This is a genomic window from Bacillus sp. DHT2, assembly GCF_026241455.1.
Taxonomy (GTDB): Bacteria; Bacillota; Bacilli; order Bacillales; family Bacillaceae_G; genus Bacillus_A; species Bacillus_A pseudomycoides.
In genome coordinates this window covers 19,491-44,660 of record NZ_JAPHWH010000019.1, presented here as the reverse complement: position 1 = coordinate 44,660, position 25,170 = coordinate 19,491, and the positions used below count along the sequence as shown (strand labels likewise).

32 protein-coding genes and 1 other annotated feature are annotated in these 25,170 nt (G+C 40.6%); all 32 genes read right to left on the bottom strand.

The genetic code is table 11. The annotated features are described in order from the left end of the window. Window positions 1-8: 8 nt before the first annotated feature. The 32 genes from secY to rplJ all read right to left on the bottom strand — a co-directional run bounded on the left by secY (window position 9) and on the right by rplJ (window position 24,956). Window positions 9-1,310: a preprotein translocase subunit SecY gene (gene secY / locus ORL93_RS27750; protein ID WP_018767343.1), complete on the bottom strand. Its 1,302-nt coding sequence runs from the start codon at window positions 1,308-1,310 to the stop codon at window positions 9-11. Further along, a complete protein-coding gene (rplO, locus tag ORL93_RS27745; RefSeq protein WP_018767344.1) occupies window positions 1,310-1,750 on the bottom strand; it encodes a 50S ribosomal protein L15 in 441 nt (146 codons plus the stop codon). The genes secY and rplO overlap by 1 nt, the downstream gene beginning before the upstream one ends. A 33-nt stretch (window positions 1,751-1,783) precedes the next feature. Then, a complete protein-coding gene (gene rpmD, locus ORL93_RS27740) occupies window positions 1,784-1,966 on the bottom strand; it encodes a 50S ribosomal protein L30 (protein WP_001085234.1) in 183 nt (60 codons plus the stop codon). A gap of 16 nt (window positions 1,967-1,982) precedes the next feature. Further along, the gene (rpsE, locus tag ORL93_RS27735; RefSeq protein ID WP_003194373.1) at window positions 1,983-2,483 is read right to left on the bottom strand and encodes a 30S ribosomal protein S5; all 501 of its coding nucleotides are present in this window, start codon (window positions 2,481-2,483) and stop codon (window positions 1,983-1,985) included. A 21-nt stretch (window positions 2,484-2,504) separates the two neighbouring features. Continuing rightward, entirely contained in the window at window positions 2,505-2,867 is a 363-nt protein-coding gene (gene rplR / locus ORL93_RS27730; RefSeq protein ID WP_000628816.1) for a 50S ribosomal protein L18, read from the bottom strand. Between the two features lie 31 nt (window positions 2,868-2,898). After that, window positions 2,899-3,438, bottom strand: a complete 540-nt coding sequence (gene rplF / locus ORL93_RS27725; protein WP_003194369.1) for a 50S ribosomal protein L6 — start codon at window positions 3,436-3,438, stop codon at window positions 2,899-2,901. A gap of 32 nt (window positions 3,439-3,470) precedes the next feature. Beyond that, a complete protein-coding gene (gene rpsH / locus ORL93_RS27720; RefSeq protein ID WP_000245511.1) occupies window positions 3,471-3,869 on the bottom strand; it encodes a 30S ribosomal protein S8 in 399 nt (132 codons plus the stop codon). A 29-nt stretch (window positions 3,870-3,898) separates the two neighbouring features. Next, window positions 3,899-4,084 (bottom strand): 30S ribosomal protein S14, encoded by a 186-nt coding sequence (gene rpsN / locus ORL93_RS27715; RefSeq protein ID WP_001085700.1) that lies wholly within the window; start codon window positions 4,082-4,084, stop codon window positions 3,899-3,901. A 33-nt stretch (window positions 4,085-4,117) separates the two neighbouring features. Further along, the gene (gene rplE, locus ORL93_RS27710; protein ID WP_018767345.1) at window positions 4,118-4,657 is read right to left on the bottom strand and encodes a 50S ribosomal protein L5; all 540 of its coding nucleotides are present in this window, start codon (window positions 4,655-4,657) and stop codon (window positions 4,118-4,120) included. Window positions 4,658-4,683: 26 nt separating this feature from the next. Further along, window positions 4,684-4,995 carry a 50S ribosomal protein L24 gene (rplX, locus tag ORL93_RS27705; RefSeq protein ID WP_000558201.1) on the bottom strand — a complete coding sequence of 104 codons (312 nt, stop codon included), beginning with the start codon at window positions 4,993-4,995 and terminating at the stop codon, window positions 4,684-4,686. Window positions 4,996-5,033: 38 nt separating this feature from the next. Next, entirely contained in the window at window positions 5,034-5,402 is a 369-nt protein-coding gene (gene rplN, locus ORL93_RS27700) for a 50S ribosomal protein L14 (RefSeq protein ID WP_000615912.1), read from the bottom strand. A 43-nt stretch (window positions 5,403-5,445) separates the two neighbouring features. After that, window positions 5,446-5,709, bottom strand: a complete 264-nt coding sequence (gene rpsQ / locus ORL93_RS27695; protein WP_016116954.1) for a 30S ribosomal protein S17 — start codon at window positions 5,707-5,709, stop codon at window positions 5,446-5,448. A gap of 20 nt (window positions 5,710-5,729) precedes the next feature. Continuing rightward, window positions 5,730-5,930 carry a 50S ribosomal protein L29 gene (rpmC, locus tag ORL93_RS27690; RefSeq protein WP_000855718.1) on the bottom strand — a complete coding sequence of 67 codons (201 nt, stop codon included), beginning with the start codon at window positions 5,928-5,930 and terminating at the stop codon, window positions 5,730-5,732. Further along, entirely contained in the window at window positions 5,920-6,354 is a 435-nt protein-coding gene (rplP, locus tag ORL93_RS27685) for a 50S ribosomal protein L16 (RefSeq protein WP_016116953.1), read from the bottom strand. The genes rpmC and rplP overlap by 11 nt, the downstream gene beginning before the upstream one ends. 1 nt (window position 6,355) lies before the next feature. Then, a complete protein-coding gene (rpsC, locus tag ORL93_RS27680; RefSeq protein ID WP_000529958.1) occupies window positions 6,356-7,015 on the bottom strand; it encodes a 30S ribosomal protein S3 in 660 nt (219 codons plus the stop codon). A 3-nt stretch (window positions 7,016-7,018) separates the two neighbouring features. Then, entirely contained in the window at window positions 7,019-7,360 is a 342-nt protein-coding gene (gene rplV, locus ORL93_RS27675) for a 50S ribosomal protein L22 (RefSeq protein ID WP_003194358.1), read from the bottom strand. Between the two features lie 17 nt (window positions 7,361-7,377). Next, entirely contained in the window at window positions 7,378-7,656 is a 279-nt protein-coding gene (gene rpsS, locus ORL93_RS27670) for a 30S ribosomal protein S19 (protein WP_000124454.1), read from the bottom strand. A gap of 60 nt (window positions 7,657-7,716) precedes the next feature. Continuing rightward, window positions 7,717-8,547, bottom strand: coding sequence for a 50S ribosomal protein L2 (gene rplB / locus ORL93_RS27665; protein ID WP_003194355.1), 831 nt, complete (start codon window positions 8,545-8,547; stop codon window positions 7,717-7,719). A gap of 28 nt (window positions 8,548-8,575) precedes the next feature. Further along, window positions 8,576-8,866 (bottom strand): 50S ribosomal protein L23, encoded by a 291-nt coding sequence (gene rplW, locus ORL93_RS27660; protein ID WP_003194353.1) that lies wholly within the window; start codon window positions 8,864-8,866, stop codon window positions 8,576-8,578. After that, the gene (gene rplD, locus ORL93_RS27655; RefSeq protein ID WP_003194351.1) at window positions 8,866-9,489 is read right to left on the bottom strand and encodes a 50S ribosomal protein L4; all 624 of its coding nucleotides are present in this window, start codon (window positions 9,487-9,489) and stop codon (window positions 8,866-8,868) included. Before rplD ends, rplW begins: the two co-directional genes overlap by 1 nt. Before the next feature lie 25 nt (window positions 9,490-9,514). Continuing rightward, the gene (gene rplC / locus ORL93_RS27650; protein WP_003194350.1) at window positions 9,515-10,147 is read right to left on the bottom strand and encodes a 50S ribosomal protein L3; all 633 of its coding nucleotides are present in this window, start codon (window positions 10,145-10,147) and stop codon (window positions 9,515-9,517) included. A 34-nt stretch (window positions 10,148-10,181) separates the two neighbouring features. Further along, window positions 10,182-10,490, bottom strand: a complete 309-nt coding sequence (rpsJ, locus tag ORL93_RS27645; protein WP_001040596.1) for a 30S ribosomal protein S10 — start codon at window positions 10,488-10,490, stop codon at window positions 10,182-10,184. A 400-nt stretch (window positions 10,491-10,890) separates the two neighbouring features. Next, on the bottom strand, window positions 10,891-12,081 hold the full coding sequence (tuf, locus tag ORL93_RS27640; protein WP_003205504.1) for an elongation factor Tu: 1,191 nt from the start codon (window positions 12,079-12,081) through the stop codon (window positions 10,891-10,893). Between the two features lie 117 nt (window positions 12,082-12,198). Beyond that, on the bottom strand, window positions 12,199-14,277 hold the full coding sequence (gene fusA / locus ORL93_RS27635) for an elongation factor G (protein ID WP_018767347.1): 2,079 nt from the start codon (window positions 14,275-14,277) through the stop codon (window positions 12,199-12,201). 206 nt (window positions 14,278-14,483) lie between these two features. Then, complete coding sequence (gene rpsG / locus ORL93_RS27630; protein WP_003194344.1) at window positions 14,484-14,954, bottom strand: 30S ribosomal protein S7; 471 nt, start codon at window positions 14,952-14,954, stop codon at window positions 14,484-14,486. A gap of 29 nt (window positions 14,955-14,983) precedes the next feature. Continuing rightward, entirely contained in the window at window positions 14,984-15,406 is a 423-nt protein-coding gene (rpsL, locus tag ORL93_RS27625) for a 30S ribosomal protein S12 (RefSeq protein WP_001142341.1), read from the bottom strand. Between the two features lie 115 nt (window positions 15,407-15,521). Then, complete coding sequence (locus tag ORL93_RS27620) at window positions 15,522-15,770, bottom strand: 50S ribosomal protein L7ae-like protein (RefSeq protein ID WP_016116949.1); 249 nt, start codon at window positions 15,768-15,770, stop codon at window positions 15,522-15,524. 113 nt (window positions 15,771-15,883) lie between these two features. After that, window positions 15,884-19,495 (bottom strand): DNA-directed RNA polymerase subunit beta', encoded by a 3,612-nt coding sequence (gene rpoC / locus ORL93_RS27615; RefSeq protein WP_003194339.1) that lies wholly within the window; start codon window positions 19,493-19,495, stop codon window positions 15,884-15,886. Between the two features lie 37 nt (window positions 19,496-19,532). Then, window positions 19,533-23,063: a DNA-directed RNA polymerase subunit beta gene (gene rpoB, locus ORL93_RS27610; protein WP_018767348.1), complete on the bottom strand. Its 3,531-nt coding sequence runs from the start codon at window positions 23,061-23,063 to the stop codon at window positions 19,533-19,535. Between the two features lie 290 nt (window positions 23,064-23,353). Beyond that, a complete protein-coding gene (locus tag ORL93_RS27605) occupies window positions 23,354-23,953 on the bottom strand; it encodes a class I SAM-dependent methyltransferase (protein WP_018767349.1) in 600 nt (199 codons plus the stop codon). A 75-nt stretch (window positions 23,954-24,028) separates the two neighbouring features. Next, window positions 24,029-24,388 carry a 50S ribosomal protein L7/L12 gene (gene rplL / locus ORL93_RS27600; RefSeq protein ID WP_006093113.1) on the bottom strand — a complete coding sequence of 120 codons (360 nt, stop codon included), beginning with the start codon at window positions 24,386-24,388 and terminating at the stop codon, window positions 24,029-24,031. Window positions 24,389-24,455: 67 nt separating this feature from the next. Next, window positions 24,456-24,956: a 50S ribosomal protein L10 gene (rplJ, locus tag ORL93_RS27595; protein ID WP_006093114.1), complete on the bottom strand. Its 501-nt coding sequence runs from the start codon at window positions 24,954-24,956 to the stop codon at window positions 24,456-24,458. Between the two features lie 40 nt (window positions 24,957-24,996). After that, window positions 24,997-25,139 (bottom strand) — a sequence feature (ribosomal protein L10 leader region). Window positions 25,140-25,170: the final 31 nt, after the last annotated feature.

Below are 25,170 nucleotides of genomic sequence, written 5' to 3'. Positions count from 1 at the left end.
CCACTTACTCACTGCTTGATAAACCCTTTGTAATGGCGTTTTACCAGTTGGCTTTCTAGCTGCTTCATTGTTTCTAAAGCAACGCCGACAACGATTAACATACTCGTTCCACCGATCTGTGCAGATGGAGGAAGATTTCCCAATTTCGTAAAGATAACTGGAAGAATTGCAATCGCTGCTAGGAAAATAGATCCTACAAAGGTCAAACGATACAAGATTTTTGTTAGATATTGTTCTGTATTCTTACCCGGACGAATACCTGGAACATATCCACCTTGCTTGTTTAGGTTTTCTGACATTTGCTCTGGATTAACCTGAACAAATGCATAGAAGTATGCGAAGGCTACAATGAGCGCTACATATATTATCATTCCCACTGGGTGGGAATAGTTAAAGTTTGCAATAATCCACTGCGATACGTCATGTTTCGGGAAGAACTGTGCAATAGTTGGAGGTGTAATTAAGAATGAAACAGCAAAAATTACTGGAATAACACCCGCACTATTTACCTTAAGCGGTAAATGTGTGTTTTGTGCTCCAGCATGATTCCCATTTCCTCCTGTTACACGCTTCGCATATTGAATTGGGATCTTTCTAACAGCTTGTTGAATGAAAATAACACCAACAACAACTGCTAACACAGCTAGTAAAATCAATACAACTTTAACGATACTCATGAACAATTGATCTCCGGCATTTTGAAACTGTTGTTGATACACTTGAGATATTACACTTGGGATCGCTGCGGCAATACCACCAAAGATTAGGATGGAAATACCATTACCTACACCTTTAGCTGTAATCTGTTCACCTAACCACATTAAAAATGCAGTACCAGCAGTCAGTACCGTAGCAATGTATAAATAAGTGCTCCAACCTGGATTCAAAATTAACTGTCCACCTACCATACCGTTAAAACCGATTGACATACCAAACCCCTGAATAAACGCAAGAACAATTGTAAAATAACGCGTGAATTGCGTTAGTTTACGACGGCCCATTTCGCCTTGCTTCGACCATTCCGAAAATTTAGGAACAACATCCATCTGCAATAATTGCACGATGATGGATGCTGTAATATACGGCATGATTCCCATCGCAAAGATGGAGAAGTTTTTCAACGCGCCACCGCCAAATGTATTTAGGATGCCTAATGCATTTAACTGATCTTGTGCTTTCAGTACGTCTCCATTTGTAAATGGCACTGGGATAAACGTGCCAATCCTGAATACGATTAGCATCGCTAAAGTGAATAATATTTTACGTCTTATCTCAGCAACGCGCATAAAGTTGGAGATTGTACGAAACATTAGATCACCTCAACTGATCCGCCAGCTGCTTCAATTGCTTCTTTAGCACTTGAAGAGAACTTGTGCGCTTTAACAGTTAATTTTTTCTCTACAGCTCCGCTTGCAAGAACTTTAACACCGTCGTTTAATTTGCTGATAACGCCAGTTTCCAGCAATAATTCAGGTGTTACTTCTGTACCATCTTCAAAACGATTTAACGTTGCTAAGTTTACGATAGCAAACTCTTTACGGTTAATGTTTGTGAAGCCGCGTTTTGGTAAACGACGGAATAATGGAGTTTGACCACCTTCGAAGCCAAGACGAACACCGCCACCAGAACGTGCGTTTTGTCCTTTATGACCTTTACCAGCAGTTTTACCGTTACCAGAACCGATACCACGACCGACACGGTTACGTACTTTACGAGAACCTTCTGCAGGTTTTAATTCATGAAGTTTCATTCCCAGGCACCTCCTTATATTAATGAGTTATCCTTAAGCTTCTTTTACAGTTACAAGGTGAGAAACTTTGTTGATCATACCAAGAATAGCAGGAGTTTCTTCCTTAACTACAGTTGAATTCAACTTTTTAAGACCTAAAGCTTCTACCGTCGCACGTTGATCTTGTGGACGACCAATTACACTACGAGTGAGGGTAATTTCTAACTTTTTCGCCATTTGTTTTCCCTCCTTCTTAACCTAGTAGCTCTTCTACAGATTTACCGCGTAATTTTGCAACATCTTCAGCGCGCTTAAGCTCGCTTAATCCGTTCACAGTAGCGCGAATCATGTTAATTGGTGTGTTAGAACCAAGAGATTTCGAAAGAATATCTTGTACACCAGCTAATTCAAGTACCGCACGAACTGGTCCACCAGCAATAACTCCAGTACCTTCAGCAGCAGGTTTTAAGAATACTTCACCAGCTCCAAAATGACCGTTGATTGTGTGTGGAATTGTTGTACCAACTAATGGTACTGTGATTAAGTTTTTCTTAGCGTCTTCGATAGCTTTGCGAATTGCGTCTGGTACCTCTTGTGCTTTACCCGTACCGAATCCAACATGACCGTTTTTATCGCCAACTACAACTAGTGCAGCAAAGCGGAAACGACGACCACCCTTAACAACTTTCGCGACACGATTTATCGTAACTACACGTTCTTCAAGTTCTAATTTACTTGGGTCAATGCGATGCATCAATTTTCCCTCCTTTGACCATTAAAATTGTAATCCAGCCTCACGAGCAGCTTCAGCTAGAGCTTTAACACGGCCATGGTATAAGTAACCACCGCGATCAAATACTACTTCTTTAACGCCTTTCTCTACAGCACGCTTAGCAACTGATTCTCCAACTTTCGTAGCAGCTTCAATATTGCTAGTACCGTTAAGAGCAAGGTCTTTATCAAGAGTAGATGCACTTACTAATGTTACACCATTTACATCATCAATAACTTGAGCGTAAATATGTTGGTTAGAACGGAACACATTTAAACGTGGACGTTCTGCAGTACCAGTAAGTTTTGCACGTACGCGTGCATGTCTTTTCTTACGAGTCGCATTTTTATCAGCTTTAGTGATCATTCTTGTCACTCCTTTCTCTCACCTAACGGGTTTACTTAGCAGTTTTACCTTCTTTACGACGAACAACTTCGCCTTCGTAACGAATACCTTTGCCTTTATATGGCTCTGGAGCACGTACAGCACGGATGTTAGCAGCAAATTCGCCAACACGTTGCTTGTCGATACCTTTAATTACGATTTTAGTTGGTGCAGGTACTTCAACTTCAAGTCCTGCTTCCGGAGTCATTTCTACTGGATGAGAATAACCTACGCTTAATACAAGTTTATCACCTTGTTTTTGAGCACGGTAACCAACACCGACTAATTCAAGTCCGCGTGCGAAACCTGTAGTTACACCTTCAACCATGTTTCCGATTAAAGCACGAGTTGTACCGTGTAATGCACGGTGTTCCTTCTGTTCAGATGGACGCTCAACTGTTAGTGTATTTTCTTCAATTTTGATAGACATATCAGCATTGAAAGTACGAGTTAATTCACCTTTAGGGCCTTTTACTGTTACAGTATTGTCTTCTGCAACTGTGATAGTAACACCTGCAGGGATTTCAAGAATCTTTTTACCAATACGAGACATGTGGTCACACCTCCGTTCGTTTTAAATATATATTACCAAACGTATGCTACTACTTCTCCACCAGTTTGTAATTGACGAGCATCTTTGTCTGTCATTACTCCCTTAGATGTAGAAACAAGAGCGATACCTAATCCGTTAAGTACACGTGGTACTTCGTCAGCTTTAGCGTAAACGCGTAAGCCAGGTTTACTGATACGTTTTAATCCAGTGATTACACGTTCATTGTTTGCACCATATTTCAGGAAAATACGAAGGATACCTTGTTTGTTATCCTCGATGTATTCTACATCACGAATGAAACCTTCACGTTTTAAAAGTTCAGCGATCTCTTTTTTGATTTTAGAAGCAGGAACCTCTAATTTCTCATGACGTACCATGTTCGCATTACGGATGCGAGTAAGCATGTCTGCAATTGGATCTGTCATCACCATGTGTTTTACCTCCTTCCCATTTGTGGGTTTTACCAACTAGCTTTTTTAACACCAGGAATTTGACCTTTATATGCAAGTTCACGGAAACAAATACGGCAAAGTTTAAATTTGCGGTATACAGAATGCGGACGACCGCAGCGTTCGCAACGTGTATACTCTTGTACTTTAAACTTAGGAGTACGCTTTTGTTTCGCGATCATAGATTTTTTAGCCACGTTTTCGCCTCCTCTACTTAGCGTTGGCTTCCATTATTTTTGGAATGGCATACCGAATTGTGTTAAAAGTTCACGAGCTTCTTCATCAGTTTTCGCTGTAGTAACGATTACGATGTCCATACCGCGGACTTTACTTACTTTATCATAATCAATCTCAGGGAAAATTAGTTGCTCTTTAACACCTAATGTGTAGTTACCACGACCGTCGAATGATTTCTTAGAAACACCACGGAAATCACGCACACGTGGTAAAGAAACTGATACTAATTTGTCGAAGAACTCATACATTTGCTCACCGCGTAAAGTTACTTTTGCACCGATTGGCATACCTTCACGAAGGCGGAAACCAGCGATTGATTTTTTAGCGCGAGTTACAACAGGTTTTTGACCTGCGATATGCGTTAATTCTTCTACTGCATTGTCTAAAGCTTTTGAGTTAGATACCGCGTCACCAACACCAGTGTTGATTACGATCTTTTCGATTTTCGGTACTTCCATCACAGATTTATAGTTAAACTTGCTCACTAGAGCAGGAGTAATTTCCTTTTGGAACTTCTCTTTAAGGCGATTCAATGAAGTGACCTCCTTTCTTAAGAAAATTATTTATCTAATAATTCACCAGATTTTTTTGCAATACGAACTTTTTTACCATCTTCTACTTTGAAGCCTACACGAGTAGGTTCGCCTGTTTTCGGATCTAATACCATAACATTAGAAACGTGAATAGGTGCTTCTTTCGTAATAATTCCACCTTGTGGATTTAATTGAGATGGCTTAGAGTGTTTCTTAACGATGTTAACACCCTCAACGATAACACGGTTTTGCTTTGGGAAAGCCACAAGGATAACACCTTGTTTTCCTTTGTCTTTACCAGTGATTACCTGTACTTTATCACCTTTTTTTACATGCATCTTAATTCTGCACCTCCTTAGCAAGGCAATACCTTAAATTATAGAACTTCTGGAGCTAAAGAAACGATCTTCATGAAGTTGCTATCACGTAATTCACGAGCTACTGGTCCAAAGATACGAGTACCACGTGGGCTCTTATCGTCTTTAATGATAACCGCTGCGTTTTCATCAAATTTAATGTAAGAACCGTCCGGACGACGAGCTCCGCTCTTCGTACGTACCACTACTGCCTTAACAACGTCACCTTTTTTAACAACGCCACCTGGTGTTGCTTGTTTTACCGTAGCAACGATAATATCACCAATGTTAGCATATTTACGACCAGAGCCGCCTAATACTTTAATTGTTAAAAGTTCACGTGCACCAGAATTGTCAGCAACTTTCAAACGAGATTCTTGTTGGATCATGTTATGAAACCTCCCTTCGGACTAAAAATTCCGATTCGTCTATTTAGATAATAACCGCTTCTTCAACGATTTCAACTAAACGGAAACGCTTAGTAGCAGAAAGCGGGCGAGTTTCCATGATTTTTACGATATCGCCAATTTTTGCTTGGTTTTGCTCATCATGGGCTTTGTACTTTTTAGAATACTTAACACGTTTTCCGTACAAGGAATGAGTTTTGTAAGTTTCAACTAAAACTGTAATCGTTTTGTCCATTTTGTCAGACACTACACGACCAGTATAAACTTTGCGTTGGTTACGTTCGCTCACTATGCAAACCTCCCCTCAATTTATCGATTAATTCCGATCTCTCTTTCACGAACTACAGTTTTCATACGAGCGATCGCTTTACGCACTTCACGGATGCGAGTTGGATTCTCTAATTGTCCTGTAGCAAGTTGGAAGCGAAGATTAAACAACTCTTCCTTTAAAGCTTTAACTTTTGTTTCGATTTCGGCAGTGGTTAATTCACGAATATCATTAGTTTTCATTAGATTCACCACCATTTTCTTCACGTTTTACGAATTTACATTTCACTGGTAATTTGTGAGCTGCAAGACGTAATGCTTCGCGTGCTACCTCTTCAGATACACCCGCGATTTCGAACATAATTTTCCCAGGTTTTACTACTGCTACCCAGCCTTCTGGTGCCCCTTTACCGGAACCCATACGTACTTCTAGAGGTTTTGCAGTGTAAGGCTTAGAAGGGAAAATTTTAATCCATACTTTACCGCCACGTTTCATGTAACGAGTCATTGCACGACGAGCAGCTTCGATTTGACGGTTTGTAATCCATGAAGCAGCTTGTGCTTGTAAACCGAATTCACCGAAAGCAATTTCAGCTCCACCTTTTGCACGACCACGCATTTTACCACGATGCTCTCTACGATATTTTACGCGTTTAGGCATTAACATATTATTTTCCTCCTTCCTCAGAAGCTTTCTTTTTTGTAGGAAGGACTTCTCCACGGTAGATCCATACTTTTACGCCTAATTTACCGTATGTTGTATCAGCTTCAACTGCTGCATAGTCAATATCAGCGCGAAGTGTATGAAGTGGAACAGTTCCTTCACTGTAAGATTCTGCACGAGCGATATCAGCTCCGCCAAGACGACCAGAAACCTGTGTTTTAATACCTTTAGCTCCTGCACGCATAGCACGTTGAATTACTTGCTTCTGTGCACGACGGAAAGATACACGGTTTTCTAATTGACGAGCGATGTTTTCGCCTACTAATTTAGCGTTAAGATCAGCTCTCTTAACTTCTAAGATGTTGATGTGTACACGCTTGCCTGTTAATTGGTTAAGAGCTTTACGAAGTGCTTCAACTTCTGTACCACCTTTACCAATTACCATACCAGGTTTTGCAGTGTGAATTGTAACATTTACACGATTTGCTGCACGTTCGATCTCTACTTTAGCAACAGCAGAATCTTTTAAGCGTACAGTAATGTACTCACGGATTTTGATGTCTTCATGTAATAATGTAGCGTAATCTTTTTCAGCGAACCAACGAGATTCCCAGTCACGGATAACACCGACACGAAGACCAATTGGATTAACCTTCTGACCCATCGATTATCCCTCCTTCTTTTCTGATACCACAACTGTAATGTGGCTTGTGCGTTTGTTAATTTGGCTTGCACGACCCATTGCACGTGGACGGAAACGTTTCAACGTTGGACCTTCGTCAACGAAAACTGTTTCAACAACTAGGTTGTTAATGTCCATTTCGTAATTGTGCTCTGCATTTGCGATTGCAGATTTTAAAACTTTCTCTACAACTGGAGAAGCAGTTTTTGGTGTGTGGTTAAGGATAGCAATCGCTTCACCCACTTGCTTACCTCGGATTAAGTCTACAACTAAACGAACTTTACGAGGAGCAATACGAACTGTTCTCGCTACTGCTTTAGCTTGCATTGAAGTGCCTCCTCTCATTATCTTCTAGTTTTCTTATCGTCAGCAAGGTGACCTTTGTACGTACGAGTTGGTGCGAATTCACCTAACTTATGGCCAACCATATCCTCAGTGATGTACACAGGTACGTGTTTACGACCATCATATACAGCAATTGTATGACCGATGAACTGAGGGAAGATTGTTGAACGGCGAGACCAAGTTTTAACAACTTGTTTTTGCTCAGATGCAACTAATTTTTCCATTTTGCTCATTAAGTGATCATCGACAAATGGTCCTTTTTTTAAGCTACGAGCCATTGTGGTGCCTCCCTTCGTGATTGGCGTACGGTTCTAGAAATGAACCGTACTACAATCCCATTATTTTTTACGACGACGAACGATAAATTTATCAGACGCTTTATTTTTCTTACGAGTCTTGAATCCAAGAGTTGGTTTACCCCATGGAGACATTGGAGACTTACGTCCGATTGGAGAGCGTCCTTCACCACCACCGTGTGGGTGATCAACTGGGTTCATTACAGAACCACGAACTGTTGGGCGCTTACCTAACCAGCGAGAGCGACCCGCTTTACCGATTTTGATAAGTTCATGTTGTTCGTTACCTACTTGACCGACTGTAGCGCGACAAGCAGATAATACTAAACGCACTTCACCAGAAGTTAAACGTACAAGTACGTATTTTCCTTCTTTACCAAGTACTTGAGCAGATGTACCAGCAGAACGAACTAATTGTCCGCCACGACCAGGCTTAAGCTCGATGTTATGAACAACAGTACCTACTGGAATGTTGATTAATGGTAATGCGTTACCGATTTTAATGTCAGCTTCAGCGCCAGACATAACTTCCATACCTACTTCTAAGTTTTTAGGAGCAAGGATGTAACGTTTTTCACCGTCAACGTAGTTAATTAATGCGATATTCGCAGAGCGGTTTGGATCGTATTCGATCGTAGCAACGCGTCCTGGAATTCCATCTTTGTTACGTTTAAAGTCGATGATACGGTATTGACGCTTATGTCCGCCACCTTGGTGACGTACAGTAATTTTACCTTGGTTATTACGACCAGCCTTTTTGCTTAAAGGCGCAAGTAAAGACTTTTCCGGTCTGTCAGTCGTAATTTCAGCGAAATCATTCGTAGTCATGTTACGACGACCGTTAGTAGTTGGTTTATACTTCTTAATTGCCATCTCAATTTCCCTCCTTCTTTAGTAAGAATTAAACACCTTGGAAGATTTCGATTTCTTTGCTGTCAGCAGTTAGCTTAACGATTGCTTTACGACGACGGTTAGTAAAACCAGCGTGACGACCAACGCGTTTTGCTTTCGGCTTGTAGTTCATGATATTTACTTTGTCTACATTAACACCAAAGATCGCTTCTACAGCGTCTTTAACTTCTGTTTTATTAGATTTAACGTCCACATCGAACGTGTATTTTTTTTCAGCCATCATTTCCATAGAACGTTCAGTGATAACTGGGCGCTTAATGATATCACGAGGATCTCTCATTATGCAAGCACCTCCTCTACTTTTTCCACTGCCGCTTTTGTCATGATTAGCTTATCATGATGAAGCACGTCTAAAACGTTTACGCCATCAGCAGTGATTACTGTTACTCCAGGAATATTGCGAGCAGATAACTCTACAGCTTCGTTTGCATCAGCAGTTACGATAAGAGCTTTCTTCTCTACAGTTAATCCTTTAAGTACTGCTACCATGTCTTTTGTTTTTGGTGCATTTAACACTAGGTCTTCAAGAACTACAATGTTGTTCTCAACTACTTTAGTAGCTAATGCAGATTTAATAGCTAAGCGACGAACTTTCTTAGGAAGTTTGTAAGCATAGCTTCTTGGTGTAGGTCCGAATACCGTACCACCACCACGCCATTGAGGAGAGCGGATAGAACCTTGACGAGCACGTCCAGTTCCTTTTTGACGCCATGGTTTACGACCACCACCGCGCACTTCAGAGCGAGTTTTTACTTTGTGTGTACCTTGACGTAAAGATGCACGTTGCATCATTACAGCTTCGAAAAGTACAGCTTCATTTGGTTCGATACCGAAAATAGCTTCAGCTAATTCGATTTCACCAACCTGTGAACCAGTTTGGTTATATACAGTAACTTTTGGCATTGGAATTCCTCCTTCCTATTGTGAATTATTTACTAACCTTCACAGCGCCTTGAACAACTACAAGAGATTTCTTAGCACCTGGAACGTTACCTTTTACTAGTAATAAGTTGCGCTCAGCGTCAACTTGAACGATTTCTAAGTTTTGGATTGTAACTTGGTCTCCACCCATACGTCCAGCAAGTTTTTTACCTTTGAATACACGGTTCGGAGCAACTGGGCCCATTGAACCAGGACGACGGTGATAGCGAGAACCATGAGACATAGGTCCGCGAGATTGTCCGTGGCGTTTAATAACACCTTGGAAACCTTTACCTTTAGAAATTCCTGTTACGTCAACGATTTCACCTGCAGTGAAAACTTCAACTTTTACCTCTTGACCAACCTCTAATCCGTCCACGTCTGCATCGCGGATTTCGCGAATGAAGCGCTTAGGAGTAGTAGATGCTTTAGCAGTGTGGCCTTGTTCAGGTTTGTTAGTTAACTTTTCACGTTTATCGTCAAATCCTAACTGAATTGCATTATAGCCGTCAGTTTCTGTTGTTTTCTTTTGAAGAACAACGTTTGGAGTCGCAGCGATTACTGTTACTGGGATTAACTCACCGTTTTCAGCAAATACTTGAGTCATACCGATCTTTCTTCCTAAGATTCCTTTGGTCATGAGTTACACCTCCTACATTTTTAAGTTATATAAATTATAATTTGATTTCGATATCTACACCAGATGGTAAGTCTAAACGCATTAATGAATCTACTGTTTGCGGAGTAGGACTCACGATGTCGATTAGACGTTTGTGCGTGCGCATTTCGAATTGCTCACGAGAATCTTTGTACTTATGAACAGCACGAAGAATTGTGTAAACAGTTTTTTCAGTTGGTAATGGGATCGGACCAGAAACTGTTGCCCCAGAACGCTTAGCTGTTTCTACAATTTTCTCAGCTGACTGATCAAGAATACGGTGATCGTAAGCTTTTAAACGGATACGGATTTTTTCTTTTGCCATTATTTTCCCTCCTTCGTTCGCCTATTTCTAAAATAGACCTTCTCCATGGAAATTTCCCCACACCATGCCATGGCAAAGCGGCCGGGTGTGTCAGCAACCTTCCACTTCATCGCAGTCAAAGACCAACATTGTCTATTATACAATGTTATTCGTCTAGATGCAAGCATCTTTTTGTTTGCATCTACTTTTCTCTACTTTTGCTATTATACATGGCACTTTAAAGAATTTCAAGTTTTCATCTACTCTCATTTAACTTACAATTTTTGGTCGTTACTTTCGTTTTATATACTATAGAAGAAACTCATTCAAAAATAGAAAATGCACCTCTTTCTTCTATATAAACAAGCAATAAAAAAACTCAAGGGAGAATCCCTTGAGTTTTTAATAATCTATTTAAAGATTATTCAGCAACGATTGTAGCAACTACACCGTAACCTACTGTACGTCCACCTTCACGAATAGAGAATTTAGTTCCCTCTTCGATTGCGATTGGAGCGATAAGTTCGATAGTCATTTCGATGTTGTCACCAGGCATTACCATTTCAGTACCTTCTGGTAATTGGATGATACCAGTTACGTCAGTTGTACGGAAATAGAATTGCGGACGGTAGTTAGCGAAGAATGGAGTGTGACGTCCACCTTCTTCTTTAGATAATACGAAAACTTCAGCTTTGAATTTAGCATGAGCTTTTACAGAACCGCTTTTAGCAAGAACTTGTCCACGTTGGATGTCTTCACGAGCAACCCCACGAAGTAGAGCACCAATGTTGTCTCCAGCTTGAGCTTGGTCAAGAAGTTTACGGAACATTTCTACACCAGTTACAGTTGTAGAAGCGTTCTCTTCAGCAAGACCGATGATTTCTACTACGTCACCAACTTTAACTACTCCACGCTCTACACGTCCAGTTGCAACTGTACCACGACCTGTGATAGAGAATACGTCCTCGATAGGCATTAAGAATGGTTTGTCAGTTTCACGTTCTGGAGTTGGGATGTAAGCATCAACTTCAGCCATTAATTCGATGATTTTTTCTTCCCACTCAGCTTCTCCTTGAAGAGCTTTAAGAGCAGAACCTTTAACTACAGGAATATCGTCGCCTGGGAATCCGTATTCAGATAATAGGTCGCGAACTTCCATTTCTACTAATTCTAATAATTCTTCGTCGTCTACCATGTCGCATTTGTTTAAGAATACAACGATGTAAGGAACACCTACTTGACGAGAAAGAAGGATGTGCTCACGTGTTTGAGGCATTGGGCCATCAGCAGCAGATACTACTAAGATACCGCCGTCCATTTGAGCAGCACCAGTGATCATGTTTTTAACATAGTCAGCGTGACCTGGGCAGTCAACGTGTGCATAGTGACGAGTTTCAGTTTCGTACTCAACGTGTGCAGTTGAGATTGTGATACCGCGCTCTCTTTCTTCTGGAGCAGCATCGATTTGGTCGTATCCGCGTGCTTCAGCACCACCAGCTTTTGCAAGAACTGTAGTGATCGCAGCAGTTAATGTAGTTTTACCATGGTCAACGTGGCCGATTGTACCGATGTTAACATGGGGTTTAGAACGTTCGAATTTAGCTTTAGCCATTCTAAATTCCTCCTTAGTTTATATAGGTTATTTTATATTTAGACTAGAAAGTGAAACTTAAGTCCCACTTTCTAAGCTTACATAAGTAGTTATACTTGAACAATCGATAAAAATCAATTATTCACCTTTATTTTTTTTGATAATTTCTTCTGAAACAGACTTCGGTACTTCTTCATAATGATCAAATGTCATTGAGAATGTTCCGCGTCCTTGCGTGTTAGAACGTAATGACGTTGCATAACCGAACATTTCAGAAAGTGGAACCATAGCGCGAACAACTTGTGCGTTACCGCGAGCTTCCATACCTTCTACACGTCCACGACGAGATGTTACGTCACCCATAATGTCACCCATGTACTCTTCAGGAATTACAACTTCAACTTTCATCATTGGCTCAAGAATTACTGGGCTACATTTAGAAACCGCAGCTTTAAGCGCCATAGATGCAGCGATTTTGAACGCCATCTCAGAGGAGTCAACATCATGGTAAGATCCATCAACTAATGCAGCTTTAATGTCAACTAGTGGATAACCAGCTAGTACACCATTTTTAAGTGCATCTTCAAGACCTGCTCCAACAGCTGGGATGTATTCACGTGGAACTACACCACCGACGATCTTGTTTTGGAATTCGAATCCTTTACCTTCTTCATTAGGTTCAAACTCAATCCAAACGTGACCGAATTGTCCACGACCACCAGATTGACGAGCGAACTTACCTTCAACTTTCGCAGCAGCACGGAAAGTCTCACGGTATGCTACCTGAGGAGCACCAACGTTTGCTTCCACTTTGAATTCACGACGCATACGGTCAACGATGATATCAAGGTGAAGTTCACCCATACCAGCGATGATTGTTTGGCCAGTTTCTTGGTCAGTGTGAGCACGGAATGTTGGATCTTCTTCAGAAAGCTTAGATAATGCTGTACCCATTTTATCTTGGTCAGCTTTAGATTTTGGTTCGATAGCTACAGAGATAACTGGCTCTGGGAATTCCATAGACTCAAGGATAACAAGGCTCTTCTCGTCACAAAGAGTATCACCAGTAGTAGTATCTTTTAAACCAACAGCAGCAGCGATATCACCAGCGTAAACTGTTGAAATCTCTTCACGGCTGTTAGCGTGCATTTGTAGGATACGTCCTACACGCTCACGCTTACCTTTAGTTGAGTTTTTCACGTATGATCCAGAGTTTAACACACCAGAATATACACGGAAGAACGTTAATTTACCAACATAAGGGTCAGTCATGATTTTGAATGCTAGAGCTGCGAATGGCTCTTCATCGCTAGACTTACGTTCTACAGCTTCATCTGTATCCGGAAGAGTACCTTTAATAGCAGGTACATCTAATGGAGATGGTAAGTAGTCAATAACTGCGTCTAACAGAATCTGAACACCTTTATTTTTGAATGCAGAACCACAGATTACTGGGAAGAATTCAACAGAAGTTGTAGCCTTACGGATACCAGCTTTAAGCTCTTCTACAGTAATTTCTTCACCTTCTAGGTACTTCATCATCATTTCTTCATCAAGCTCAGCTACCGCTTCAATAAGTTTTCCACGGTATTCTTCAGCTAGTTCTTTGTGCTCTTCAGGAATTTCAACACGCTCGATGTCTGTTCCTAAATCGTTACCGTACATGTAAGCACACTCTTCAACAAGGTCAATGATACCATTGAACTCGTCCTCAGCACCGATTGGTAACTGAATTGGATGTGCGTTTGCTTGTAAACGATCGTGGATTGTTCCTACAGAGTATAAGAAATCTGCACCGATCTTATCCATTTTGTTAACGAATACGATACGAGGTACGCCGTAAGTAGTAGCCTGACGCCAAACAGTTTCTGTTTGTGGTTCTACACCAGATTGTGCATCAAGTACTGCTACCGCACCATCAAGTACACGTAAAGAACGTTCTACTTCTACTGTGAAGTCTACGTGTCCTGGAGTGTCAATGATATTTACACGGTGACCTTTCCATTGAGCTGTAGTTGCAGCAGAAGTAATTGTGATACCACGCTCTTGCTCTTGCTCCATCCAGTCCATCTGAGATGCACCTTCATGAGTTTCACCGATTTTATGAATACGTCCTGTGTAATACAGAATACGCTCAGTTGCTGTTGTTTTACCAGCATCGATGTGAGCCATGATACCAATATTACGAGTGTTTTCTAAAGAGAACTCTCTTGTCATTTGGTGTCTTGCTCCTTCCATATATGGATTGGATTATTTTATTTTAAGTAGCAAAAAAGCCACTTTATATTGTTACATATGCCAGTGTCCAGTACCCTCATTATGTAAAACGAGCGCCCAACGAAAGGGAGAGGCATTCTCCCTCTCCACACTTCCATAAGCGACAAATAAAGCGGTTTATGCATACATTTATTTTACGTTGAATCCTACCAACGGTAATGAGCAAATGCTTTGTTAGCTTCTGCCATTTTATGAGTGTCTTCACGTTTCTTAACAGATGCACCAGCGTTGTTAGCTGCATCTAAGATTTCGTAAGCTAGACGCTCTTCCATAGTTTTTTCACCACGAAGACGAGCATAGTTTACTAACCAGCGAAGACCTAAAGTTGTACGGCGTTCTGGACGAACCTCAACTGGAACTTGGTAGTTAGCACCACCAACACGACGAGCGCGTACTTCAAGAACAGGCATGATGTTCTTAAGAGCTTGCTCGAATACTTCCATAGGCTCTTTACCAGCACGTTCACGAACGATATCGAACGCGTTATAAAGAATTGTTTGAGATTTACCTTTTTTACCGTCAACCATCATTTTGTTGATTAGGCGTGTTACAAGTTTAGAATTGTACATTGGATCTGGTAACACGTCACGTTTCGCAACAGGTCCTTTACGAGGCATATTGAGTTCCTCCTTTCATTTTAAGTTTATTATTTTTTAGCAGGTTTTGGTCGCTTAGTACCATATTTAGAACGTCCTTGCATACGTTTGTCAACACCAGCTGTATCAAGCGCACCACGAACGATGTGGTAACGTACCCCTGGTAAATCCTTTACACGACCACCGCGAATTAATACTACGCTATGCTCTTGTAGGTTATGACCGATACCTGGGATGTAAGCTGTAACCTCGATACCATTTGTTAAACGTACACGAGCGTATTTACGTAACGCTGAGTTCGGTTTCTTTGGAGTCATTGTACCAACACGAGTACACACACCACGTTTTTGAGGTGCAGAGATATCAGTTGATTTTTTCTTTAAAGAGTTGAAACCTTTGTTTAACGCAGGTGATTTAGATTTCCATACTTTATCAGTACGACCATTTCTCACTAATTGGTTAATAGTAGGCATTTGATTTATCCTCCCTTCGCATGTTTGTATGACCACATATCCAGGTGGTTCATTATTAGTTGAAAACAAAGTTTTTGCAAGGAAGAGCAAATGCTCTCTCCTCACAAAAACAGTTTTAACTTATTATTCCTATTGCTGAAGCTCCCACTTGAATCCCCGAAACTTTTCCAAGTTTACGAATTGATTCAACTTTGGTTATGGGTACGTTATATTGCAATGCAGTACGAGTAATAACATGGGTTAACCGCATGTCAGCATCTTCTGCAATGACAACTTCTTTAACTGTACCATTTTTGATTGCTTCCAATGTTCGTTTATGACCAACGACTACATTTTCAGCAGTTGACACTTTTTGATAAGACATATACATATCCTCCAAAGCATCGTTCAGGAGCAACCTTGCTTATAGTAACATTTTGACTCATATAATGTCAACTAGGATTATCTGTTTTTATACAAAATTTACGACGGAAAATTTTACTGTTCCACATAAACTTCATCGTTTTCTACATTCATGTCATCTTGTGTTGTTTTCACAAGATCCACTTTGCGATAACGATTCATACCTGTTCCAGCAGGAACAAGTTTACCGATAATAACATTCTCTTTCAATCCTAGAAGTTCATCACGTTTCCCTTTAATTGCTGCATCTGTTAGAACACGAGTTGTTTCTTGGAACGATGCTGCAGATAAGAATGAATCTGTTTCTAGTGAAGCTTTTGTAATACCAAGAAGAACCGGTCTAGCCGTTGCTGGTTGTTTACCTAATAGTAACACCTTCGCATTCGCATCAGTGAACTGATGGATGTCTAGTAACGTTCCTGGTAATACATCTGTTTCACCAGCATCGCTTACGCGAACTTTACGAAGCATTTGGCGAACCATTACTTCTACGTGCTTATCACCAATTTCTACCCCTTGCATACGGTATACTTTTTGAACTTCACGTAGTAAGTATTCTTGAACTGCTGTAATATCAGTTACTTTTAATAATTCTTTCGGATCAATAGAACCTTCTGTTAACTCTTTTCCGTGACTGATAGGCTGTCCTGGAGTTACTTTCAGACGAGCACCGTAAGGAATAGCATACGTACGAGCTTCAACTTCACCCTGTACAACTACTTCTTGACGATCTTTAACATCGTTGATCGCTGCGATAACACCGTCGATTTCACTGATAACTGCCTGACCTTTCGGATTACGAGCTTCGAAGATCTCTTGGATACGAGGTAAACCTTGTGTGATATCATCCCCGGCAACCCCACCTGTATGGAACGTACGCATCGTTAACTGTGTACCTGGCTCACCGATAGATTGAGCTGCGATAATACCTACCGCCTCTCCTACTTCTACGTCTGTACCAGTTGCTAAGTTACGACCGTAACACTTCTTACATACACCATGGCGAGTATTACATGTAAACGCTGAACGAATGTTTACAGTTTCAACACCCGAATTTTCAACGATATGAGCGATATCTTCAGTAATTAATTGGTTTTCACCAACTAATACTTCACCTGTTTCAGGATGTTTTACAGTTTTTCTTGCAAAACGTCCAACAAGACGGTCATATAATGACTCAATAACTTCATTACCCTCTTTAATCGCACCAATTAGTAAACCACGATCTGTTCCACAATCATCTTCACGGACAATTACATCTTGTGCAACGTCTACAAGACGACGTGTTAAGTAACCAGAATCGGCAGTTTTAAGTGCTGTATCGGCAAGACCTTTACGCGCACCATGCGTAGAGATGAAGTACTCAAGTACTGTTAAACCTTCACGGAAACTTGATTTGATTGGAAGTTCAATGATACGACCAGATGGGTTTGCCATCAAACCACGCATACCAGCAAGCTGAGTAAAGTTCGATGCGTTACCACGGGCACCAGAATCACTCATCATGAAGATTGGATTGCGCTTATTCAAGGATTTCATCAGTTTTCCTTGGATAACATCTTTCGCATTACTCCAAATAGAGATGACACGATCGTAACGTTCTTCTTCCGTGATTAAACCGCGACGGAATTGTTTAATTACATTATCCACTTTTGCTTGTGCTTCGTGGAGAATTTCATCTTTTTCACCTAATACAAGAATATCCGCTACCCCAACTGTAATACCAGCTTTTGTAGAATATTTAAATCCTAAGTTTTTCATGCGATCAAGCATACGAGATGTTTCCGTAATTTGGAAACGTTTAAATACTTCCGCAATGATATTTCCAAGGATTTTCTTGCTAAATGGCGCCACTTCTTCACGACTAGCGATAATCTCTTTAATGTTCGCACCTTTTTCAACGAAATACTTCGCTGGTGTTTCTTTTTCAAGGTTTGAATTTGTCGGTTCGTTAATATAAGGGAACGACTTCGGTAAGATTTCGTTAAACATTAATTTACCAACTGTTGTTAATAGAAGTTTGCTCTTTTGCTCTTCAGTAAATGTTTCGTTGTTTACTGAACTTGCAGCAACTGCAACACGTGTGTGCAGATGTACATATCCATTTTGATATGCAAGCAATGCTTCATTTGCATCTTTGAACACCATACCTTCACCAATTGCACCCTCGCGCTCAAGTGTTAAGTAGTAGTTACCTAATACCATATCCTGAGATGGAGTAACAACTGGTTTTCCATCTTTCGGGTTCAAGATGTTTTGTGCCGCTAACATAAGAAGACGAGCTTCCGCTTGAGCTTCTGATGATAACGGAACGTGAACCGCCATTTGGTCACCATCAAAGTCCGCGTTGTATGCAGTACATACAAGTGGATGAAGACGGATTGCGCGTCCTTCTACTAATGTAGGTTCGAACGCCTGGATACCAAGACGGTGAAGCGTTGGAGCACGGTTTAGAAGTACAGGGTGTTCTTTAATCACAGATTCTAAAACATCCCAAACTTCAGGTTGTACACGCTCGATTTTACGCTTCGCACTCTTAATGTTGTGTGCTAATCCTTTTTCCACTAAATCTTTCATAACGAAAGGTTTGAACAGTTCAAGCGCCATCTCTTTCGGTAATCCACATTGATACATCTTTAAGTTCGGTCCTACAACGATTACAGAACGGCCAGAGTAGTCAACACGTTTACCTAATAAGTTTTGACGGAAACGTCCTTGTTTACCTTTAAGCATGTGAGATAGTGATTTTAATGGGCGGTTACCTGGTCCAGTAACTGGACGGCCACGACGACCATTATCGATTAATGCGTCTACAGCTTCTTGTAACATACGTTTTTCGTTTTGAACGATGATGCTTGGTGCACCTAAGTCCAATAGACGTTTTAAACGATTATTACGGTTAATTACACGACGATATAAATCATTTAAGTCAGAAGTTGCAAAACGTCCACCATCTAACTGTACCATTGGGCGTAGTTCTGGCGGGATAACTGGAAGAACATCTAAGATCATCCAAGATGGCTCATTTCCAGAGTTACGGAATGCTTCTAATACTTCTAGACGTTTAATAGCACGAGTACGGCGTTGTCCTTGTGCTGTTTTTAATTCTTCTTTTAAGAAGTCTACTTCTTTATCTAAATCGATGTCTTGTAATAGCTTCTTAATTGCTTCTGCACCCATAGCAGCTTGGAATGTGCTGCCATATCGATCACGATATGCACGGTATTCTTTTTCAGAAAGTAATTGCTTCTTATCAAGTGGTGTATCTCCACTTTCTGTTACAACATAAGAAGCGAAATAAATTACTTCTTCAAGCGCGCGAGGGGACATGTCTAAGACAAGTCCCATGCGGCTCGGGATACCTTTGAAATACCAAATATGAGATACAGGAGCAGCTAATTCGATATGGCCCATACGTTCACGACGAACTTTTGCACGCGTTACTTCAACGCCACATCGATCACAAACTACACCTTTATAACGTACACGTTTATATTTTCCGCAATGACATTCCCAGTCCTTTTGTGGTCCGAAAATACGCTCACAGAACAAGCCATCTTTTTCAGGCTTTAACGTACGATAGTTAATCGTTTCTGGTTTCTTAACTTCACCGTATGACCAAGAACGAATCTTGTCAGGTGAAGCAAGTCCAATCTTCATATATTCAAAGTTATTTACATCTATCAAGGGGCCTACCTCCCTTTTAGTCTACAGGTTATCCCAATTATTCCTTAGTTGTCTCAACTTCGATATTCAATTTGTCTGCTGATTGATGATCATCATCTTCCGTATCACGCATCTCAATTTCTGTATCGTCACTAGACATCATTTTAACGTCCATACCTAAACTTTGCAGTTCTTTAATCAATACTTTGAATGATTCTGGAACGCCTGGTTCTGGAACATTTTCACCTTTAACAATTGCTTCATACGTCTTAACACGTCCAACAACATCATCAGACTTCACTGTTAAGATTTCTTGAAGAGTATAAGCAGCACCGTAAGCTTCAAGTGCCCAAACCTCCATCTCACCGAAACGCTGTCCACCGAACTGAGCTTTACCTCCAAGAGGTTGCTGCGTTACAAGTGAGTATGGTCCAGTAGAACGAGCATGAAGTTTATCGTCAACCATGTGCGCAAGTTTGATCATGTACATGACACCAACAGATACGCGATTGTCGAATGGTTCACCAGTACGTCCATCATAAAGGATTGTTTTCGCATCATTTGCCATACCAGCTTCTTCGATTGTACCCCATACGTCTTCCTCACGAGCACCATCGAATACTGGCGTTGCAATATGGATGCCAAGGTATCTTGCTGCCATACCAAGATGAAGCTCTAATACCTGACCGATATTCATACGAGATGGTACCCCTAATGGGTTCAACATGATATCAATTGGCGTGCCATCTGGTAAATAAGGCATATCTTCTTCTGGTAAAATACGAGAGATAACACCTTTGTTACCATGACGACCGGCCATCTTGTCACCTTCAGAAATTTTACGTTTTTGAACGATATATGCACGTACAAGTTGGTTCACACCTGGTGGCAATTCATCGCCATCTTCACGGTTGAATACTTTTACGTCTAAGATAATACCGCCACCACCATGTGGTACACGTAGTGATGTATCACGTACTTCACGCGCTTTTTCACCGAAGATTGCATGTAATAGACGTTCTTCTGCTGTTAATTCTGTTACACCTTTTGGCGTTACTTTACCAACAAGTAGATCTCCATCTTTTACTTCAGCACCGACGCGAATAATACCGCGCTCGTCAAGATTACGAAGTGCATCTTCCCCGACATTCGGGATATCACGTGTAATTTCTTCTGGTCCAAGCTTCGTATCACGAGCTTCTGATTCATATTCTTCAATATGGATAGAAGTGTACACATCATCTTTTACAAGGCGCTCACTCATGATGATTGCATCCTCGTAGTTATAACCATCCCATGTCATAAAGCCAACAAGCACGTTACGTCCAAGTGCTAGTTCACCTTTTTCCATAGAAGGACCATCCGCAAGGATTTCACCTTTTACAACTTGATCTCCAACACTTACAATTGGACGTTGATTGTAACAAGTTCCTTGGTTAGAACGAATGAATTTCAACATTTTGTAGCGATCTAAATCGCCTTTTACTTTTTGACCGTCAACTTCTACATAGCGACGTACCCAAACTTCACGTGCTTCTACGCGCTCAACAGTACCAGGATGTTTACAGATTACTGCAGCTCCTGAGTCTTTTGCTGATACGTACTCCATACCTGTACCTACAATCGGAGATTCCGGATTCATTAACGGAACCGCCTGACGTTGCATGTTCGCACCCATAAGTGCACGGTTGGAGTCATCGTTTTCTAAGAACGGAATACAAGCTGTCGCTGCGGACACTACTTGTTTTGGAGATACATCCATGTAATCGATACGTTCTTTATTTGTGACAATGTTTTCACCACGGAAACGAGCTACGATATCTTCATCAAGGAATTCTCCTTCTTCAGATAATTTCATGTTCGCTTGGGCTACAACATAGTTATCTTCTTCATCTGCTGTTAAGTAATCAACATGGCCCGTTACACGTCCAGTTTCTGGATCAACACGACGGTATGGTGTTTCAATGAAACCAAACTCATTTACTTTCGCGAATGAAGATAATGAGTTGATCAAACCGATGTTTGGTCCCTCTGGCGTTTCGATTGGACACATACGACCATAGTGAGAGTAGTGAACGTCACGTACTTCAAAGCCTGCACGCTCACGTGTTAAACCACCAGGTCCTAATGCAGATAGTCTTCGTTTGTGTGTTAACTCTGCTAATGGGTTTGTTTGGTCCATGAACTGAGATAACTGAGAACTTCCGAAGAACTCTTTAATAGATGCAATAACCGGACGAATGTTAATTAACGCTTGCGGTGTAATTGCATTTGTATCTTGGATCGACATTCTCTCACGAACAACACGTTCCATACGAGAAAGACCGATACGGAATTGGTTTTGTAATAACTCCCCTACAGAACGAAGACGACGGTTTCCTAAATGGTCAATATCATCTGTATCCCCTACTTTGTATAGTAAGTTAAAGAAGTAGCTAATAGAAGCAAGGATATCACCTGGTGTGATGTGTTTTACGTCACGAGTGATATTTGCATTCCCAATTACATTGATAGAACGTTCACCGTCTGACTCTGGAGCATAAATCTTAATCGATTGCAGCTCAACATCGCCTTCTACCACTCCACCCATTGGTTTCGCTGTCTTGAATCCAATGTTTTTCTCCAAGTAAGGTAAAATGCGATCTAGTGTACGACGGTCTAAGATTGTTCCTTCTGCTGCTAAAATTTCTCCAGTTTCTGGATCTACTAATGTTTCAGCTAAGCGTTGGTTAAACAATCTGTTTTTAATGTGTAACTTTTTGTTGATCTTGTAACGACCTACATTTGCTAAATCGTAGCGCTTCGGATCAAAGAAGCGAGAAACAAGCAAGCTTTTCGCATTTTCTACTGTTGGTGGTTCACCTGGGCGTAGACGCTCATAAATTTCAAGCAATGCTTTTTCTGTGCTATCTGTGTTGTCTTTTTCTAGCGTATTGCTTAAGTATTCGTTATCACCTAAAAGCTCGGTGATTTCTTGATCAGAGCCAAACCCTAATGCGCGTAACAAAACAGTTACAGGAAGTTTACGCGTACGGTCGATACGCACATATACAACATCCTTAGCATCTGTTTCATACTCTAACCAAGCTCCGCGGTTTGGAATTACAGTAGCAGTAAAACCACGTTTTCCGTTTTTATCCACTTTGCCACTATAGTATACGCTTGGAGAGCGAACTAACTGGGAAACGATAACACGTTCTGCACCGTTAATTACGAATGTTCCTGTCTCTGTCATGAGTGGGAAATCTCCCATGAACACATCCTGTTCTTTTACTTCACCAGTTTCCTTATTGATTAGACGAACTTTCACACGAAGTGGTGCTGCATACGTCACATCACGCTCTTTACATTCTTCTACAGAGTATTTAGGTTCACCTAAGCTGTAGTCGATAAATTCAAGCGATAGATTTCCCGTAAAGTCTTCAATCGGAGAAATGTCTTGGAACATTTCTCGCAAACCCTCATCAAGAAACCACTGATAAGAAGAGGTTTGAATTTCGATAAGATTTGGTAACTCTAATACTTCACTAATACGGGCATAACTTCTTCGTTGGCGGTGGCGTCCGTATTGAACTAGTTGACCTGTCAACTGCTTCACCCCTCAAATCATGAGTATTATAAATGCACAAAAAAATTGTGCAAAATCACAAATAAATATAGCTAACGCCAGTAGCGCAGCTTTTTTCTCTCAAAGATAGATACGTTGAGTCTTTCTACCTGCTCAAAAAAGAAAAATGGCTTCTATAAGAAAACCATCATTCTGTTTCATCATCTGCTGATTTTACTATCTTTTCCAAGAGAAGCAAAAATATACATCGTTCTCAACGCAGAAAATCATATATTGGCATTGTATAATGTTAACATAGCCAAAAATAACCGTCAACGTTTTTTTGATTTTATGATATAATATCCTTTTTTCTTTTCTACAACTTCAACTTCAGAAAATGTTTCCTCTAGTTTTTTAAGCGCAGATGGTGCACCTTGTTTCTTTTGAATAACAATCCAAAGCTCTCCACCCGACACTAGATGAATGGCAGCTTTTTCTAAAATCTCATGCACGATATGCTTACCAGCACGAATTGGAGGATTAGATAGAATAGCAGCATACTTGCCATCTACATTTTCATAGACACTACTTTGAAAAATACGAACGTTTTCAACTTTGTTATTAGCAGCATTTTCTTTTGCAAGTCCAAGTGCCCTTTCGTTCACATCCACCATGTGAACACTACGCTCTTGAAACTCTTTCGCTAACGACAAACCGATTGGACCGTATCCACATCCCACGTCTAATACGTCACCTTTAATATCCGGCATTTGAAACGCTTCAATTAAAAGACGAGAACCAAAGTCCACCTCGTTTTTCGAAAACACCCCATGGTCAGATAAAAAAGCAAATTGAGATCCTCGCAATGTATATTCCCATCGTTTACGATCACTTTTGCTCGAAGGATCATTAGAAAAATAATGGTCTGCCATATGGCCACCTCTTTTCTTTACAGTTAAAAAAAAAGCCCGCATAAGAGCGAGCTTTTTTTAAGCTTCAAAAGTTAATTACTTAACTTCTACAGCAGCGCCAACTTCTTCAAGTTTAGCTTTCATTTCTTCAGCTTCTTCTTTAGAAGCGCCTTCTTTGATTGCTTTTGGTGTGTTGTCAACTAATTCTTTAGCTTCTTTTAAGCCAAGACCAGTGATTTCACGAACAACTTTGATAACTTTGATTTTTTGCGCGCCAGCACTTTCAAGTACTACGTCAAATTCAGTTTTCTCAGCAGCAGCTTCACCAGCGCCACCAACAACAGCTACAGGAGCAGCAGCAGTTACGCCGAATTCTTCCTCGATAGCTTTTACTAAGTCGTTAAGTTCTAATACAGTCATAGATTTAACTGCTTCAATGATTTGTTCTTTAGTCATTGTAAATATCCTCCCTTAGATAGGTTTGTATTGTTTTATCGATAACACGTAATTATCTTTTAAAAAATTAAGCGCCTTGCTCTTCCTTTTGATCTGCAACTGCTTTAGTAGCAAGTGCAAGGTTACGGATTGGAGCTTGAAGAACGCTAAGAAGCATAGAAAGTAAGCCTTCACGAGATGGAAGAGTAGCGATAGCTTTAACCTCATCAAGTGTTACAAGTTTACCTTCGATTACGCCCGCTTTAATTTCTAAAGCTTCATGATCTTTAGCGAAGTCGTTTAATACTTTCGCAGGAGCAACTACATCCTCGTTACTGAACGCGATTGCGTTTGGTCCTGTTAAGAATTCGTTTAACTCAGCCATTTCAACAGATTCTGCAGCACGACGAGTTAAAGAGTTTTTGTAAACTTTGAACTCAACGCCAGCTTCACGTAAGTTTTTACGTAATTCTGTTGCTTCAGCAACTGTTAAACCACGGTAGTCAACAACGATTGTAGATTTACTTTCGCGAAGTTTTTCAGCGATTTCAGTTACAACTTGTTGTTTAGTTTCGATTGCTTTGCTCATGTTATTACACCTCCTGTAGATTATATAGAAGATGTACCGACAGTGCACTAAAAAACCCCCATGCCCAATTGTAGACATGGAGGCATATAGTCACAGAAAAAATTCCGTTTCGTATATTAACACCTAGGTGGGAAATTAAGCCAAGTTGGCACCCACTGTCTACGGTACACTATTTAAATTCACAACATAAATGATTATATTAAAACTTCTTTAT